Source organism: Halorubrum trapanicum, from assembly GCF_017873555.1.
GTDB classification, from domain to species: Archaea; Halobacteriota; Halobacteria; order Halobacteriales; family Haloferacaceae; genus Halorubrum; species Halorubrum trapanicum.
Window position 1 is genome coordinate 17,164 of sequence record NZ_JAGGKE010000003.1, and the last position, 16,155, is coordinate 33,318.

13 protein-coding genes, 1 tRNA gene and 1 pseudogene are annotated in these 16,155 nt (G+C 69.9%); 7 read left to right on the plus strand and 8 right to left on the minus strand.

Annotated features, from left to right (window positions below; translation table 11 throughout):
• The first annotated feature begins 270 nt into the window (after positions 1-270).
• The 3 genes from thsA (at position 271) to J2744_RS04330 (ending at position 3,882) form a co-directional block, all read left to right on the plus strand.
• Entirely contained in the window at positions 271-1,923 is a 1,653-nt protein-coding gene (thsA, locus tag J2744_RS04320; RefSeq protein ID WP_209545698.1) for a thermosome subunit alpha, read from the plus strand.
• A 310-nt stretch (positions 1,924-2,233) separates the two neighbouring features.
• Positions 2,234-2,890, plus strand: coding sequence for a lactate utilization protein (locus tag J2744_RS04325; RefSeq protein ID WP_209545014.1), 657 nt, complete (start codon positions 2,234-2,236; stop codon positions 2,888-2,890).
• Positions 2,891-3,060: 170 nt separating this feature from the next.
• Positions 3,061-3,882: an alpha/beta fold hydrolase gene (locus J2744_RS04330; RefSeq protein ID WP_209545015.1), complete on the plus strand. Its 822-nt coding sequence runs from the start codon at positions 3,061-3,063 to the stop codon at positions 3,880-3,882.
• A 55-nt stretch (positions 3,883-3,937) separates the two neighbouring features.
• Here the strand turns inward: J2744_RS04330 and J2744_RS04335 are convergent.
• From J2744_RS04335 to J2744_RS04345, 3 genes and pseudogenes are all read right to left on the minus strand, one after another.
• Positions 3,938-4,011, minus strand: a tRNA-Lys gene (locus tag J2744_RS04335).
• A 256-nt stretch (positions 4,012-4,267) separates the two neighbouring features.
• A pseudogene (locus J2744_RS04340) lies at positions 4,268-4,789 on the minus strand (DUF7119 family protein); the annotation flags it as partial.
• A gap of 83 nt (positions 4,790-4,872) precedes the next feature.
• A complete protein-coding gene (locus J2744_RS04345; RefSeq protein ID WP_209545020.1) occupies positions 4,873-5,568 on the minus strand; it encodes an SdpI family protein in 696 nt (231 codons plus the stop codon).
• Positions 5,569-5,727: 159 nt separating this feature from the next.
• Here J2744_RS04345 and J2744_RS04350 point away from each other — a divergent pair, with 159 nt between their 5' ends.
• From J2744_RS04350 to J2744_RS04360, 3 genes are all read left to right on the plus strand, one after another.
• Positions 5,728-6,687 (plus strand): tetratricopeptide repeat protein, encoded by a 960-nt coding sequence (locus J2744_RS04350; protein ID WP_209545022.1) that lies wholly within the window; start codon positions 5,728-5,730, stop codon positions 6,685-6,687.
• On the plus strand, positions 6,688-6,987 hold the full coding sequence (locus J2744_RS04355; RefSeq protein WP_209545024.1) for a DUF424 domain-containing protein: 300 nt from the start codon (positions 6,688-6,690) through the stop codon (positions 6,985-6,987).
• Between the two features lie 73 nt (positions 6,988-7,060).
• Positions 7,061-7,345, plus strand: coding sequence for a hypothetical protein (locus tag J2744_RS04360; protein ID WP_209545034.1), 285 nt, complete (start codon positions 7,061-7,063; stop codon positions 7,343-7,345).
• A gap of 39 nt (positions 7,346-7,384) precedes the next feature.
• On the opposite strand, the gene J2744_RS04365 is transcribed toward J2744_RS04360, so the two are convergent.
• Positions 7,385-8,494, minus strand: a complete 1,110-nt coding sequence (locus J2744_RS04365) for a pyridoxal-phosphate-dependent aminotransferase family protein (RefSeq protein ID WP_209545036.1) — start codon at positions 8,492-8,494, stop codon at positions 7,385-7,387.
• 212 nt (positions 8,495-8,706) lie between these two features.
• On the opposite strand from J2744_RS04365, the gene J2744_RS04370 reads away from it, so the two are divergent.
• Positions 8,707-11,148, plus strand: a complete 2,442-nt coding sequence (locus tag J2744_RS04370; RefSeq protein WP_209545038.1) for an amino acid permease — start codon at positions 8,707-8,709, stop codon at positions 11,146-11,148.
• A gap of 65 nt (positions 11,149-11,213) precedes the next feature.
• Here the strand turns inward: J2744_RS04370 and J2744_RS04375 are convergent, their stop codons facing one another.
• From J2744_RS04375 to J2744_RS04390, 4 genes are all read right to left on the minus strand, one after another.
• Positions 11,214-11,471: a DUF7561 family protein gene (locus J2744_RS04375; protein ID WP_209545040.1), complete on the minus strand. Its 258-nt coding sequence runs from the start codon at positions 11,469-11,471 to the stop codon at positions 11,214-11,216.
• Positions 11,472-11,841: 370 nt separating this feature from the next.
• A complete protein-coding gene (locus J2744_RS04380) occupies positions 11,842-13,047 on the minus strand; it encodes an ABC transporter ATP-binding protein (RefSeq protein ID WP_394357711.1) in 1,206 nt (401 codons plus the stop codon).
• On the minus strand, positions 13,037-14,845 hold the full coding sequence (locus J2744_RS04385) for an ABC transporter permease (RefSeq protein WP_209545053.1): 1,809 nt from the start codon (positions 14,843-14,845) through the stop codon (positions 13,037-13,039). Before J2744_RS04385 ends, J2744_RS04380 begins: the two co-directional genes overlap by 11 nt.
• Before the next feature lie 28 nt (positions 14,846-14,873).
• Positions 14,874-16,115 (minus strand): thiamine ABC transporter substrate-binding protein, encoded by a 1,242-nt coding sequence (locus J2744_RS04390; protein ID WP_209545055.1) that lies wholly within the window; start codon positions 16,113-16,115, stop codon positions 14,874-14,876.
• Positions 16,116-16,155 lie beyond the last annotated feature (40 nt).

Consider the following 16,155-nt stretch of genomic DNA (forward strand, 5'->3'; position numbering starts at 1 on the left):
GGACCCCGCAGGAGCCGCTCTCGATGACGCGGTTCGGATCTCGGATACCCCCGGCGGACGATACCGCTGTCCCGTCCCGCAGCCGACAGCGTCGTTCGTCCCAACGCTCGATCTGGGGTTCTATAAAAAGGAACGTGTGAACGCACCGCACACCGACCGATACTCCCCCACTGTGTTGCGGTTACGCACACACCGAGCGAAGGGTTTATATAGAATCACAAACAATCAATGGTTGTAATGTCACAGCGTCAGCGGATGGGCAATCAGCCCATGATCGTACTTTCTGAAGAGTCGCAGCGTACCTCCGGAAAGGACGCGCAGAACATGAACATCACGGCCGGGAAGGCGGTCGCGGAGTCCGTCCGCACCACGCTCGGCCCGAAAGGGATGGACAAGATGCTCGTCGACTCCGGCGGGTCCGTCGTCGTCACGAACGACGGCGTCACCATCCTGAAGGAGATGGACATCGACCACCCGGCGGCCAACATGATCGTCGAGGTAAGCGAGACGCAGGAGGAGGAGGTCGGCGACGGCACCACCTCCGCGGTCGTGGTCGCCGGTGAGCTCCTCGATCAGGCCGAGGAGCTCCTCGACCAGGACATTCACGCGACGACCCTCGCGCAGGGGTACCGTCAGGCCGCCGAGAAGGCCAAGGAGATCCTCGACGAGGAGGCCATCGACGTCTCCGCGGACGACTACGACACGCTCGTCGAGATCGCCGAGACGGCGATGACGGGCAAGGGCGCGGAGAACTCCAAGGACCTCCTCGCCGAGCTCGTCGTCGACGCCGTCCTCGCGGTCCGGGACGACGACGGCATCGACACGGAGAACGTCTCCGTCGAGAAGGTCGTCGGCAGCTCCATCGACGAGTCCGAGCTCGTCGAGGGCGTCATCGTCGACAAGGAGCGCGTCGACGAGAACATGCCCTTCGCGGTCGAGGACGCCGACGTGGCGTTGTTCGACGGCGCCATCGAAGTGAAGGAGACGGAGATCGACGCTGAGGTCAACGTCACGGACCCCGACCAGCTCCAGCAGTTCCTCGACCAGGAGGAAGCGCAGCTCCGCGAGATGGTCGACCACCTCGTCGACATCGGCGCCGACGTCGTCTTCGTCGGTGACGGCATCGACGACATGGCGCAGCACTACCTCGCGCAGGAGGGTATCCTCGCCGTCCGCCGCGCGAAGTCCGACGACCTCAAGCGCCTCGCCCGCGCGACCGGCGGCCGCGTCGTCGCCAACCTCGACGACATCGAGTCCGACGACCTCGGCTTCGCCGGCTCCGTCGCCCAGAAGGACATCGGCGGCGACGAGCGCATCTTCGTCGAGGACGTCGAGGAAGCGAAGTCCGTCACCCTCATCCTCCGCGGCGGCACCGAGCACGTCGTCGACGAGGTCGAGCGCGCCATCGACGACTCGCTCGGCGTCGTCCGCACGACGCTGCTCGACGGGAAGGTGCTGCCCGGCGGCGGCGCGCCCGAGGCCGAGCTGGCGCTGCAGCTCCGCGACTTCGCCGACTCCGTCGGCGGCCGCGAGCAGCTCGCCGTCGAGGCGTTCGCCGACGCGCTGGAAGTCGTCCCGCGCACCCTCGCCGAGAACGCGGGTCTCGACCCCATCGACTCGCTGGTCGACCTCCGCTCCCGCCACGACGGCGGCGAGTTCGGCGCCGGTCTCGACGCCTACACGGGCGACGTGATCGACATGGAGGCCGAGGGCGTCGTGGAGCCGCTCCGCGTCAAGACCCAGGCCATCGAGTCCGCCACCGAGGCGGCCGTCATGATCCTCCGCATCGACGACGTCATCGCGGCCGGCGACCTCAAGGGCGGCGGCACCGACGACGGCGGCGACGACGGCGGTCCCGGCGGCGCGCCCGGCGGAATGGGCGGCGGCATGGGCGGCATGGGCGGCATGGGCGGTGCGATGTGAGCTTCGCGTAGGCCACACCACACACCCACGCCGACCGCAGCCGCTCCACCGAACCGTCCGCATACCGACCGTCGCGCGCCCCTTCGGGCCTCGACGACACGCGATTTTTATCGACGACTCCGCCGCCGAGCGTCCCGCTCGTCGCTCGATCGCGTTACCCTTTCGCCTCACACCGAACCGCGCTACCAACCCTCACATTCGGCTCGCCCGACACGAGGATAACACTCGCGTAACCACGGGACGGCGGTGTCCGCGAGCCGTTAAGTGACTCCCGCCCCTCCGATCTATCGACGAGGTTCTCACGTTCACCATGCCACAGCAGAAAGCCGACTACGCAGACGACACGGAAATCGACGCGGAACTGGACCAGCTCCCCGACGACGAGACAGTCGAGGAGACGGTCGCGAACCTCGAAGAGCGCGGCTTCGATGTGATCGTCGTCGACGACGCCGACGAGGCGCTGGAGACCGTGAAATCGCAGATCCCCGATGGGGTCTCGGTGATGAACGGCCACTCGACGACGCTCGAAGAGATCGGGTTCGACGAGTTCCTGAGCGGGGGCGACCACGAGTGGGAGAGCCTGCCGGACCAGATCTGGAGCATCGACGACGACGCGGAGCGACAGACGGCGCGACGCGAGTCGCAGACGGCCGACTACTTCCTCGGCGGAATTAACGCGGTCGCGCAGACGGGCGAGCTGGTCGCCGCCGACCTCTCCGGCAGCCGAATCGGCGCATACCCGTTCGCCGCGGGCAACGTCGTCATCGTCACCGGGATCAACAAGATCGTCCCGACGCTCTCGGACGCCTTCGACCGGCTGGAGTCGGTCGCGTACCCGCTGGAGAACGAGCGCGCACAGGAGGCGTACGGCGTCGAGTCCGCTGTCGCCAAGCAGCTCGTCTACCGCCGCGAGACCGAGGAGGGCCGGACGACGGTCGTCCTCGTGCGCGAGCAGCTCGGCTACTGAGCGGTTCGCGGTTACACGCAGGCGCGTCACACGCTGACGCTCCACACGGTAACGCGCCACACGCTTCTCTCCCCCTTTCGACGGCCGCTAGCGACGCCGGCGTCGACGCCGGGAACGCGAGTCCGCAACCCGTTTTCCCCTCCTCCGAGAACCGCCGCGTAGGTCCCATCATGTCGCCCGACTCAGCGGCTCTCTCGACTGACGCGTGTACCCTCCCCGACGGACGCACCCTCGCGTACGCGACCGGCGGCGACCCCGACGGCCGGCCGGTGGTCGTCCACCACGGCACGCCGGGATCGCGGCTGTTCGGGGCGCTGCTGTCGGGCACCGCGGCCGAGGTCGGCGTTCGGATCCTCGTCCCGGACCGCCCGGGATACGGTCGCTCGTCGCCGCCCTCGGAGGAGTGGTCGTGGGAGGAATGGGGAGACGATGTCGGCGAACTCCTCGACGCGGAGTCGGTCGAGCAGGCCGGATCCTTGGGGTTCTCCGGCGGCGGCCCGTTCGCGCTCGCCGCCGCGAGCGACGACCGAGTGGCTCGGGTCGGACTGGTGAGCGCCGTCGTCCCCCCGGCCGAGAACGCGCTCGCGACGCTCGCGTCGGTCCCGTTCGCGCTGCGCGCGGTGTTCCGGGTCTCGAAGACGGTCGCGTCGGTCTCCGGGCCGAGCGCGGTCGTCTCGCAGTACACCGACCGGTCCGTCTCAGACGCGGTCGCCGACGCGGTGGCGGCCGACTTCCACGAGGCGCTCGCCCCCGGCGCGGCGGCGGTCGAACGCGAGAATCGGGCCTTCGCGAGCGCGTCGCTCGACCCGGATCTGCCGGACACCCCGATCTGCGCCTGGCACGGCACGACCGACGAGAACACGCCGCTTCCCCCCGTTCGGGCGCTCGTTCGGGAGCGCGGCGGGACCCTGGAGACCGTCGAAGCGGATCATCTCGGCACACTGCTCGACTGCCAGCGGGCGGCCTTGGAGTGGGCCGGCGGGGCGGAGTGACCGGTCTCTTCGAATCCCTCTGGCGTTTTCACTGCTCTCGTTGGTCGCAGGAAAACGGGCCGGGAGGGATTCGAACCCCCGACCGTCCGGTTAAAAGCCGGACGCTCTCCCTAACTGAGCTACCGGCCCAGGCGAATCGCCGTAGGGTCAGCCGACGGATAAACGTTTAGAACCGCGGTAGGGGTCGGTCGTCCGACTCGAACGCGTCACGGCCGCTCGCCGTCGCCCCTCGGCGGAGCTACTCGTCGTCCGCGAGGTACTCGTCGACCGCGTCGGCGACGATCGCTCCCGGCTCGACGGTCTCCATCGAGGCGCGACGGCGCAGTTCGACGTAGGTGTCCGCCGGGAGCCGGAGCTGAAGCCGGCCGAGTTCGACGCCCGCGTCGCGGACCGCGGTCTCGATGTCGGTCCCGTCGTTGACCGCCGAGGCGATCGCGCGCACCTCTCGGACCGTGAGGTCGCCGTCGATCGCCGCCCACGCGAGCAGGTAGCGGTCCCGACCGCCGAGCCGCGCGACGTGCTTCGCGGCGCTCGGCGCGATCCACCCGTTAGCGACCTGTCTGCGGATCGCCTGCGGGAGGTCGTGGACCCGCGCCCACTTGCGGATGAACGCGACGGAGACGCCCCCGCCCGCGCGCTCGGCCGCCTCCTTGTACGATCCGACCCCGCGGACGAGCGCCGCGCAGGCCGCGGCGCCGCGCAACATTAGGACGTTGTCGTCGTCGCCCACGTCGCCGGCCGCGAACCGGGCCACCGTCTCCGCGGCCTCAGCGACGCTGTCGGGGTCGTTCGGGTCGAACCCCACCGCGTCCGCGGCCCGGTCGCCCGTCACCGCCGGGTCCGACCGGACTACCGGTTCGCCGACCGGCGACCGCCGGTCCGCGCGTGACTCCTCGGTCATACCCATCCCTTCGGGGCCGCGGGTATAAACGCCGGGCACCGGGGCGGAACTCGCCAGAACGAGGGACGCTCGGCGACGGTCGTCTGATCCTACTTCGCGGTCCGGGCCGCGGCGTCGCCCTCGTCTCCCCCGTTCGCCCCTCGCGCGTACAGGACGTACGAGTATACCACGGTGACCGCGGCGGTCGCGAGCACCGGCCCGACGAGGAAGTAGACCGCGTACCTCCCGAAGAGGAGACCGACGACCGCGACCGCGGCCGAGAGCTTGAACAGCCGGGCGCCGAGCGCGTGGGTCCGGTCCCACACGGCGTCGTCGCTGAGCGTCCACGGCGTGCGGATCCCGAGGAACCAGTTCGGCTCGACGTGGGGCAACACGGTTCCGACGTAGTAGAACAGCGCGGCCCCACCGGCCACGGCGAGCGTCGTCACGTCGACCGCGTAGCCGAGGTTGACGGCGAGCACGGCGAGGTGGACGGCGACGAGGAACGCGGTGAACACGACGACGAACCGGTCGTAGTGGACCCGGAACGCGGCGACGTTCTCTCGGAGGGGATCGATCCGCGGGAGCAGCGCGAACAGGCCGATCAGCCCGGCCGCGAGCCCCGGGACGAGCCACATCCCGACCGTTCGGGAGAGCGTTCCGGTCGGCTCGCCGGCGCCGTTCCACCGCGTCACCATCTGTTCGGGGAGGTTCGGTGCGACCGCGAGGCTGGCGGCGCCGGCGACGGCGACGAGGAGGGCCGCGACGCCGAAGCGGAGCCGCGTGGAGAGTCGGGGACCAGTCATCGACCGAATATCAACGCGCCGAACTGATAAAACTACGTCCGCGATCCGTCGCGTCGGAGGCTGAGTCCCGCCCTCGCTTTCCGAACGCGCCCGTGAGAACCCTCCCCGAAGGACCCGTGCGACGCAACCCTTACGCGTCGTGACCGCCAATCACGGGGTATGACCGACGAACGCGACGACGACGGCCACGAGTTCTCCTCGGGGCAGGGCGTCGACGCCGACTACGACGCGTTCACGCTGGACCCGCCGGAGCTGGGCGAGGACCCGAGCCGCGTCGATCCGGTCGACTCCCGGGCGCTGACCGACGAGCTGGACCGCCGGAACATCGGCAGCGAGGACGTCGACGTCGAACAGCTGATCGACGTGGGTCTCTCGTACATGGGGATCAACCGCTTCGAGGAGGCGACGGAGACGTTCGAGCGCGCCGCTCGCTTCGCCGAGGAGGACTCGCTGGAGGCCCAGGAGGCGCGGGTGAACAAAGGCGCCGCCCACGCCCAACTGGAGGAGTTCGATCAGGCCGTCGGCGCCTATCAGGAGGCGCTGCGCATCGACGAGGAGTCCGAGCACGCCGCGACCGCCGAGACCAACCTCGCGTACGCGCTCTGGGAGTCCGGCCGGGGCGAGCAGGCGCTCGAACACGCCGAGCGCGCCGTCGAGACCGACCCGCGCTTCGCCGAAGCGTGGTACAACCGCGGGTTCCTCCTGGTCGAGCGCGGACTCGCCGAGGACGCGGTCAAGTGCTTTGACAACGCGATCCGGCTGGGATACCGCGACGCGGGCGTCCTCGAGGAGAAGGCGCGGGCCCTCGAAGAGGCCGGCGAGCACGAGCAGGCCGAGGAGGTCGCCGATCAGGCCGAGGAGCTCCGCCGCGAGACCGAGGAACAGCTGATCGAAGAGCAGACCGGTCAGGCACCCGGTCCCGGCGGGCAGCCGCCACAGGGCGGTCGCGGCGGCCAGCCCGGCGCCGGCGGACAGGGTCGCGGCGGGCAACCCGGCGCCGGCGGTCGCGGCGGGCAGGGCGGTGGACTCGGCGGACAGAGCGGCGGCCGGAGCGGGCAGGACGGCGAAGCGGAGGGTCCGGAGCGAGAGCTTGAAGGCGAGGGTCCCGAGGGCTTCTGAATGCTGCTGCGCGAGCGCGAGACCGCCGAGGGACGGCTCGTCTCCGTCTGTGACCCAGACTGCCTCGGCGAGACGTACGAGGACGGTCCGGTCACGCTCACCGTGAGCGAGGAGTTCTACGGCGGCGACGACGCCGTCGAGGCGACCGCCGAGGAGGTTATCGCGGGGCTTCAGCGCGCGCAGGTGGCGAACATCGTCGGCACCGAGTCGGTCGGCGTCGCCGTCGAGGCCGGTCTCGTCGACGAGGAGACCGTCTTGGAGTTCGAGGAGACGCGGCACGCGCAGCTGCTCTGGCTGTGAGGGCGGTACGGCGTCGGGTCGGGTATCGCCCGGATCCGAACCGGCTAAGGGCGCGCGCGACGAGGCGAATCCGATGAGACGACTCACGCGGAGCGAACTGGCGTCACGGGTGGGACCGCGGCCGCCCTCGGACGCCTTCTGGCGGCGCGCGATCGACCGAGGCGAGGCCGCGCTCGGCGTCGGCGCGGACGCCGTCGCCGACGCAAACGAGACCGGTGAGGGACCGGCGGAACCGCTCGACACGGGCGACATCGTCGACGTCGACGACCACGCCTTCGTCGTCGCCGACGTCGACCGGACCGACGCGGGGGGTCGGATCTACCGGATCGAACTGGTCGCCGACCGCGACGAGGACTGAGGCGTTGGAAGAGCGGCCGGTTCGGGGGCGGTCTCCGAATTAGAGACCAGCCACGTCCTCGATGGCGTCGGTGAGTTCCGTCACACTCTTGACGGTGTGCTCGCCCATGTGGCCGATTCGGAACGTCTCCTCGCCGATGTCGCCGTAGCCGTTCGAGAAGGCCATGTCGTACTCCTCGCTGACTTCCTCGATGGTCGCGGCCACGTCGATGTCTCGGGTGTTCTCGATGCAGGCGACCGTCTGCGACTCGTACCCCTCCTCGGGGAACATCGCGAAGTGTTCGTCCGCCCAGTCGTGGACGTATTCCATCATCTCGCGGTGGCGCTCGTCGCGGGCGCGGTGCCCCTCGTCGAGCATGTGTTTCATCTGTTTGCGATACGCTAACATGATCGGGATCGCGGGCGTCGAGTGGGTCTGCCCCTTCCGGTCGTAGTAGTCGATGGTGCGGCGGAAGCCGCCGTACCACGAGGAGTCGCCCTTCTCGACCTCACGGTCGTAGGCGTCGTCGCTGACGACGCAGACTGCGAGTCCGGGGGGCATCGCGAACGCCTTCTGGGTGGACGCGAAGATGGCGTCGATGCCGTGCTCGTCGATGTCGACGTAGTCGCCGCCGAGTGACGAGACGGCGTCGACGGCGAAGTAGGTGTCCGGGTACTCCTTGAGGACGTCGCCGATCTCCTCGATCGGGTTCCGGACCCCGGTCGAGGACTCGTTCAGCACGCCCGCGACCATGTCGTACGCCGCGTCGGCGGACTCGATCGCCTCGCGGACGTCCTCGGGCTTGACGGCCTCACCCCACTCGTACTCCAGTCGGTCGACGTCCTTGCCGAGGCGCTCGGCGACGTTGGCGTAGCGCTCGCTGAACGCGCCACAGGTCGGGACGAGGACGCGCTCGTCGACGAGGTTGAGCGTCGTCGCCTCCCAGAACTCCGTGCCGGAGCCGGTGAGGATCACGACCTCGTGGTCGGTGCCGAGGAACTCCTTCGTGTCCTCGACGATGGTGGTGTACAGGTCCGTCATCCGGTCCATCCGGTGGCCGAACGTCGACTCTGTCATCGCCTCGATGACGTCGTCGCGGACCTCCGTCGGGCCGGGGATGTACAGCGTCTTCTCGTCGTAGTCGTCGCGGTATTCTCGTTTCTTCGTCACGGGATCCACCTGTTGGATCGTACCGCGTCGCGCTGGGGTATGGACCTTGTGATAGATTCAAAAGGCGCGGAGGTTGCCGCGTTGACGCCCGAGAGCGGACCGGCTTCCGGAAACGGCGCTCTCGCCCGGATCAACCGGGTTTATGAGAACGCAGGAGAGAAAGAGCGTATGATACACGCCCGAGGAGTCACAACCGCCCGAGGTGGTCCTCCGTGAGCGGCGACGAGGAGCTGGCCAAGGACCTCGGCCCGCTCGCGGCGCTCACGATCGGGATCGGGACGATGATCGGCGCGGGGATCTTCGTCCTGCCCGGCACCGCGGTCGCGCTCGCCGGGCCGCTCGCGGCGTTCACGTTCGTCCTCGGCGGCGTGATCGCCTTATTCACCGCGCTGTCGGCCTCCGAACTCGGCACCGCGATGCCGAAGTCCGGCGGGGCGTACTTCTACGTCAACCGCGCGCTCGGTCCCATGTTCGGCTCCGTCGCGGGGTGGGCGAACTGGCTCGGACTCGCCTTCGCGTCCGCTTTCTACATGTACGGTTTCGGCGAGTACGTCAACGCGCTCGTCGGACTCGGCCCGGTCGGTATCGGCTTCGTGACGCTCGAGGCGGCGCAGGTGATCGGACTCGCGGGCGCGCTGCTTTTCATCGCGGTCAACTACTTCGGCGCGAAGGAGACGGGTGGTCTCCAGATCGTCATCGTGATGTCGCTTCTGGGTATCCTCGCCGTCTTCACCGTCGTCGGCCTGCTGAACGCCAACATGGAGTCGCTGCGACCGCTCGCGCCGCCGGGGACGACGAGTCAGGTGCTCCCGGTCACGGGGATCATCTTCGTCTCGTACTTGGGATTCGTCCAGATCACCTCGGTCGCCGAGGAGATCAAGAATCCCGGGCGGAACCTCCCGCTCGCGGTCCTCGGCTCGGTCGTCATCGTCACGGTCGTGTACGCGCTGTTCCTGCTGGTGCTGCTCGCGGCGGTGCCGAACGAGCTGGTCGCGAACAACGACACTGCGGTCGTCGACGCCGCCAGGATCCTGTTCGGCAACTACGAGGTGTTCGGCTACTCGCTCGGCGCCGTCGGCGCCGGCATGCTCCTGATCGGCGGGCTGCTCGCGACCGCCTCCTCGGCGAACGCGTCGATCCTCTCCTCTTCACGGATCAACTTCGCGATGGGCCGCGAGAAGATCGTCACCCCGAAGCTCAACGAGATCCACGAGCGGTTCGGCACCCCGTACAAGTCGATCGCGCTCACCGGCGCGCTCATCCTCGTGTTCCTCGTCGCCGGGGGCGTCGAGTCGCTGTCGACGATGGGGTCCGTCCTCCACCTCATCGTCTACGGCCTGCTCAACATCGCGCTCATCGTGATGCGCGAGTCGGAGGTCGAGGGGTACGATCCCGACTTCGAGGTCCCCTTCTACCCGTTCGTTCCGGTCATCGGCGCGGTGTCGTCGTTCGCGCTGATCGTCTATATCCGACCGCAGATCATCGCGATCTCGGCCGGACTCGTCGGGTTCGCCGTGCTGTGGTACCTGCTGTACGCCCGCGGGAAGGTCGAGTCGCGCGGCGTGTTGGGGACGTGGATCCTCGACCGGTCCGACGAACTCCCCAAGCCCGCAGTGTCGGCCGCGACCTCGGTCCAGCCGAGCGGTGGCGACTACCGCGTGATGGTACCGCTCGCGAACCCCAAGACCGAGGAGCACCTGATCACGCTCGCGTCCGCCATCGCCAAGCAGCGGAACGGGACCGTCGTCGCGGTCAACATCGCGAACGTCCCCGACCAGACCTCGCTCGAGGCGGCCCGCGACCGCGGCGCCCACGAGGCGGCACACGACCTGTTGGACCGGGCCCGCGACGACGCCGAGACGTTCGGCGTCGACGTGGAGACGCACGTCGTCCTCTCGCACCGCGTGTTCGAGGAGGTGTTCGACGCCGCGCGCACCTACGGCGCCGACATGACCGTGATGGGCTGGGGCGAGGACTCCCACGGGGCGCCGGGGCGCGCCGAGTCCGCCGTCGACGAGCTGGCGTACTCGCTCCCCTCGGACTTCCTCGTGTTCCGCGACCGCGGCTTCGACCCCTCGCGGATCCTCGTGCCGACCGCGGGCGGTCCGGCATCGGACCTCTCGGGCGCCGTCGCGAAGATGCTCCAGGCCGAGTTCGACGGCGAGGTGACGCTGCTCCACGTCGCCGAGGACGACGAGGAGGCGGGGCGCGCGTTCCTCTCCGAGTGGGCCGACGCGCACGACCTCTCGGACGCGACGCTGCGGATCGAGACCGGCGACGTCGAGACCAGCATCGAGCGCGCCGCCCGCGACGCGACGATGCTGATCATCGGCGCGACCCAGAAGGGGCTGCTCTCGCGGCTGGTCCGCGGCTCCCTCGTCTTGGACGTGCTCACCGACGTGGAGTGTTCCGTGCTGCTCGCCGAGCCGCGCAGCGACCGAGGGCTCCTCGACCGGCTGTTCGGGAGCGGCTCGCGGTCGAACGACGTCACCGACGCGACCGAGACGCCCGCCGAGACCGGCGTCGAGCCGGAGCCCTCGACACCCGAAATCGACGAGGAGTCGGACGCGGGCGAAGGGTCGGATGCGAGTGAGAAGTCGGATGCGAGTGAGAAGTCGGATGCGAGTGAGGAGTCCGACGCGGGCGAGAAGTAGCGCGCGAACTGACGTCGTAGGTCTTTTCGGGGCCGTTGCGGGCGGAAGTCAGGGACCGACCCGCGTCACCCCCAGTGCCAGAAGTGGTTGCCGTCCTCTTCGACCGGCTCGGTGCGCTCCCGGAGGTCGGCGACGTCCTCGGCGGTCGGTTCGTGGTCGTCGGGCAGTTTCTCCATACAGTCGAAACAGAGGAAGAACTCCGAGCCGTCGGTGAGTTCGAGCGTGAGTCCCTGCGTCGACTCGAACGCGAAGTTCCACAGGTCGCCGATCCCGCCGGCGATCCGGACGGACCGCTCGCAGACGTCGCACGCCTCGGAGGCCATATGTGCGTCTTACTGGGTCCGCGGGGTAAGGCGTGTCGCCTCGATACGTTTACGACAGGGTTGGTTTCGGCGGGGTGGTTCGATAGCTCGCCGTAGCGGACAGATCGGTGAACACCTCCAAAGCCCCAGCCGCGAGGCCGACGTACGCTCGCTGCGTTCCTCGGTCGGTCGCTGCCGCTCCCTCCCTGCGGTACTTGCGTCGCCGACGTCGGCCTCGCGGCTGCCCCTTTGAGTCCCGCCCCGCACGGCAACCGCAGCCTCACGCCTCCCCAGCCTCGTCGCTGGCGGCGCTGCCGCCAGCGACTCCCTCGCGCGTGCTGCTCGCGGCCGCCGCAGGCGGCCACTCGCAGGCACGCGCCACCGCGGATGGTTACTGCTTTTCGACCTCGATCACGTGCGCGTCTGCTGGGTCGAACCCGACTGTTACCGCGCCGTCGAGGGGGTCGACCGCGCGGACGAGCAGTTCGCGGTCGCCCCAGTCGAGCGTGACGCGCGTCGTCTCGCCGAGGAACTCCGCGCTGGCGACGGTCGCCCGGAGAGTGTTCTCCCCCGCGGGGACGGCGGTCTCGTCGGCCACCTCGTCCGCGCTCGCGACGCGGAGGTGTTCCGGCCGGACGCAGAAGTCGATCCGGTCGCCGACATCGGGGGAGCGCGTCGCGGTCGCGTCTTGCCCCTCCTCGTCGCTCCCGACCGCGACGCGGAGCGTCTCGTCGCCGCCGTCGACGTCGACCGCGAGTTCCCCGTCGGCGGTCGCGTCGACGACCCGACCCGCGAAGGTGTTGTTGTCGCCGACGAATTTGGCGACGAACCGCGTGGCGGGTTCGCGGTAGACGGTCCGCGGGGGAGCCACCTGCTCGGGGGTCCCGTCGTTCATCACAGCGACGCGGTCCGAGACGGCGAGCGCCTCCTCCTGATCGTGGGTGACGTATATCGTCGTGATCCCCAGCTCCGACTGGATCCGCTTCACCTGCGCGCGGAGCCGCTCGCGGAGCCGCGCGTCGAGCGCGCTCATCGGCTCGTCGAGGAGGAGCACGTCGGGACCGGGCGCGAGCGCCCGCGCCATCGCGATCCGCTGCTGTTGCCCGCCGGAGAGGCTCTCCGGGTCGCGGTCGGCCGCGTCGGGGAGGTCGACCAGTTCGAGCAGTTCAGCGACGCGCTCGTCGCGCGTCGTCCCTTCGGGCGGGTCGGCGAAGTTCAGCCCGTACGCGACGTTCTCGCCGACGGTCATGTGCGGGAACAGCGCGTAGCTCTGGAACACGACGCCCACGTCGCGGTCCTCGGGGGGAACGCCCGCGACCGACTCGCCGCCGAACCTGACCGCCCCGGTGGTCGGCTCCTCGAACCCCGCGATCAGCCGGAGCGTCGTCGTCTTCCCGCAGCCGGAGGGACCGACGAGCGTGAAGAACTCCCCCTCGCGCACCCGGAGGCTCACGTCGTCGACCGCGGCCGTCTCCCCGTAGCGCTTCGTCACGCCGTCGAGTTCGACCGCGACGGGGGCGTCGGTCCCGTCGCCGCCGCCCTCCGCGTCGCCGCGGTCGTCGCCGTCGACTCCGCCGCCCGCCGGCTCAGAGTCCACGGTGCTCACCTCCGAGCCGCTCGATGACGACGAAGCTGAGACCGGTGACGACGAGGAGGACGACGCCCATGGCGGTCGCCGGTCCGAGCCGCCGCCCGATGAACCGTTCGATCGCGACGGGCATCGTGTACGCGTCGGCGCCGGTCGCCAACACGACCGTCGAGGTGAACTCGCCGATCGAGACCGCGAACGCGAACGCCGCGCCCGCGACGACCGCGGGCCAGACGAGGGGCAGCTCCACGTCGCGGATCACCCGCGCCCGCGACGCGCCCAGCGCCCGCGCCGACTCGACGAGCGAGCGGTCCAGTCCGGAGAGTCCGGGCGAGACGGTGCGCACGACGAACGGGTAGCCCGCGACCGCGTGCGCGACGACGATCGCGACCGCCCCGCTCGCGGCGATCCGCCACCCCGCGATCTCGACGCCGAAGACGAGTCCCCGGAGGAGACCGAGTCCGACGATTATCCCGGACACCGCCAGCGGGGCCATCGCGGCCGCGTCGACCAGCGTCCGCCCGCGGTACCGTCGCGTGGTCAGGACCGCGACGACGACGCCCATCGGGAGCGCGAGCAGCGTCGCGGCCGTCGCGAACGCCAGCGAGTTGCGGATGGCGGGCCACGGCCGCACCTGAAACGCCGCCCCCGTCTGCTGGCGGTCGATCAGGAACCGGTAGTGGTCAAGCGTGAGCGCGCCGTCACCGCCCGTGACGCTCGCGAGGACCATCGACGCGATCGGCGCGAGGAAGACGACTCCGGCGACGACGACGTAGGCGACCAGCCCCGCCCGCGGCAGCAGTTCGCGGAGCGTCGGGGCGGACGGGACCAGCGAGCGTCGCGGCAGGGGACGCGCCCCGCGGGTGCTCGTCGCGTTCCGGGCCTCGTACCGGAGGTACGCGAGCAGCACCCCGAGCGAGATCGCCAGTTCGACGACCGCCAGCGCGGCGGCCTCGGCGTAGCTCAGGTCGCGCACGAGCCGGTAGACGAACACCTCGATCGTCGCCAGCTGGAACCCGCCGAGCGCGAGGACGATGGGGAAGGTCCCGAAGGTGAACACGAAGGTGAGCGCCGCGCCCGTCAGCACGGCGGGGTACACCTGCGGCGCGACCACGTCGACGAACGCCCGGACCGGCCCGGCACCGAGGCTCCGAGCGGTCTCGACCGCGCTCGCATCCACCGACTCCCAGGCCGCGGTCGTCACGCGCGCCACGAGGGGCGCGTTGTAGAACGCGTGGGCGATCACCACCGCTTCGAGGGTGAACATGAGATCGACCAGGGGCAGGCCGATTCCCGTCAGCGCGGCGTTCAGCGTGCCGTTCTCGCCGAACGTGGCGACGAACCCGACCGCGACCATGATCGACGGGAGGACGAACGGGACGATTGTGAGCGAGCGCAGCGTCTTCCGGCCGGGGAACTCGAAGCGTGCGAGCAGGTAGGCGGCCGGGAGGCCGAGCGCGACGCTCGCAACCGTCGAGAGGACCGCCTGATACGCGGTGAACCCGACGATCCCCAGCCGGCGGTCCGGCGAGAGGAGCGCCCGCGCGACCGCGATCGGGGAGTCGCCGGCGAACAGCCGGGCAATCTCGCCGAAGTAGAAGGGATCGGTGAGGAGCTCGGCGAAGACACCGAGGGTAACCGCGCCGTCGACGACGACCGCCTCCACCAGGACGGTCGCGGTCGGGTAGTAGAAGGCGACGACGAGCGCGGCGCTGGTGAGGACCGCGAGCGCGGTCAGCGCGCGGGACTCGACGCCCTCGCGGAGGCGGCTCACCCGACCCGCGCGATCGCCGTCGGCTTCCGTCACGTGCTCTCCCCCTCGTCGCGCACGCGGCTTAGTTCCCGGCGAACTGCCGCTCCCAGGCCTCGACCCACGCGTCGACGGAGCCTTGGAGCTCGTCGTAGGTGAACGTCACCGGGTCGGCCGGCTCCTGTGCCAGCTCGGCGTAGTCGCTCGGCAGCTCGGCCCCCTCGGTCGCCGGGAACGCGACGTTGCGCTGGGCGATCTCCCCCTGAACGTCCGGCTCCAGCATGAACGACATGAACCGCCGGGCGAGGTCCGGCTCGTCGGCGTCGGCGAAGACGGCCATCCCCTCGGGGTTCGCGTACGCCTGGTCGTTCAGGAAGCGGATCTGGTGTTTCTCGAGGTCCTGGCCCTCCATGTCCGCGAACACCTGGTCGGTGGAGTAGGAGACGACCATCGGCGCCTCCCCCTCGCTCCAGGCCGCGTACGCGTCGTCCCACGTCCCCAGCACGCGCACGTCGTTCTCCTGGAGGTCGGCCCAGTAGTCGAGGTAGTCGTAGTCGGGGTCGCCGTCCTCGCCCGAAACGGTCTCGCCGTCGCCGTCGCTCGCGACCCCGCCGTCGCCGAAGCGGCTGATCGTGTGGAGGAGGAACGCGCGACCCGTCGCGGAGCCGCCGGGGTTCTGCGCGATGAGCGCGCCCGCGTGCTCGTCGTCGAGCAGGCCGTCGAACGTCTCCGGGGCCTCCATCGTCGTCCCGTCGTACACGAGGCTCACGTAGCCGGTGTCGAACGGGACTGCCCGGTCGAACGGGTCGAACTGGAGTCCCTCCCTGACCGCGCCGCTCCCCTCGATTTCGCCCGCCTCGGCGAAGAGGTCGTCGTCGAGTTCCTCGTCGACGCGCACGAGGTCCTCCGTCGTGAGTCCGACGTAGAGGTCGGCGTCGACGCCCGCGCCCGAGGCGGCGCGCTCGACGTAGTAGTTCACCTCGTTGTCGGGCGTCGCCCACTCCAGTTCGGCGTCGTACCGGCTCTCGAACTCCTCTTTGAGCCACTCGCCGGGACTCACGGAGGGCGCGTCGATGAAGTTGGTGTAGGTCGCCACCGTCAGCGTCGGGGTCTCGTCGTCGCCATCGTCTCCGTCGCTGCCGTCGGCGTCGTCGCCGTCGCCCGTCTCGTTCCCGGTGCCGTCTCCGCCGTCGCCTCCGTCGTCGACCCGCTCGGCGCTACAGCCGGCGAGCGCGGCGGCCCCCGCCGCCCCGGCCGCCGTGAGGAACCGCCGTCGGGTGTGTGGCCGGGCGCGTCGCCGCCGCGTCTCGCTCTCGTCGGTGGTCATCACTCGGTTGTTGTACTCGGTGGTTACATAAGGGATCCGT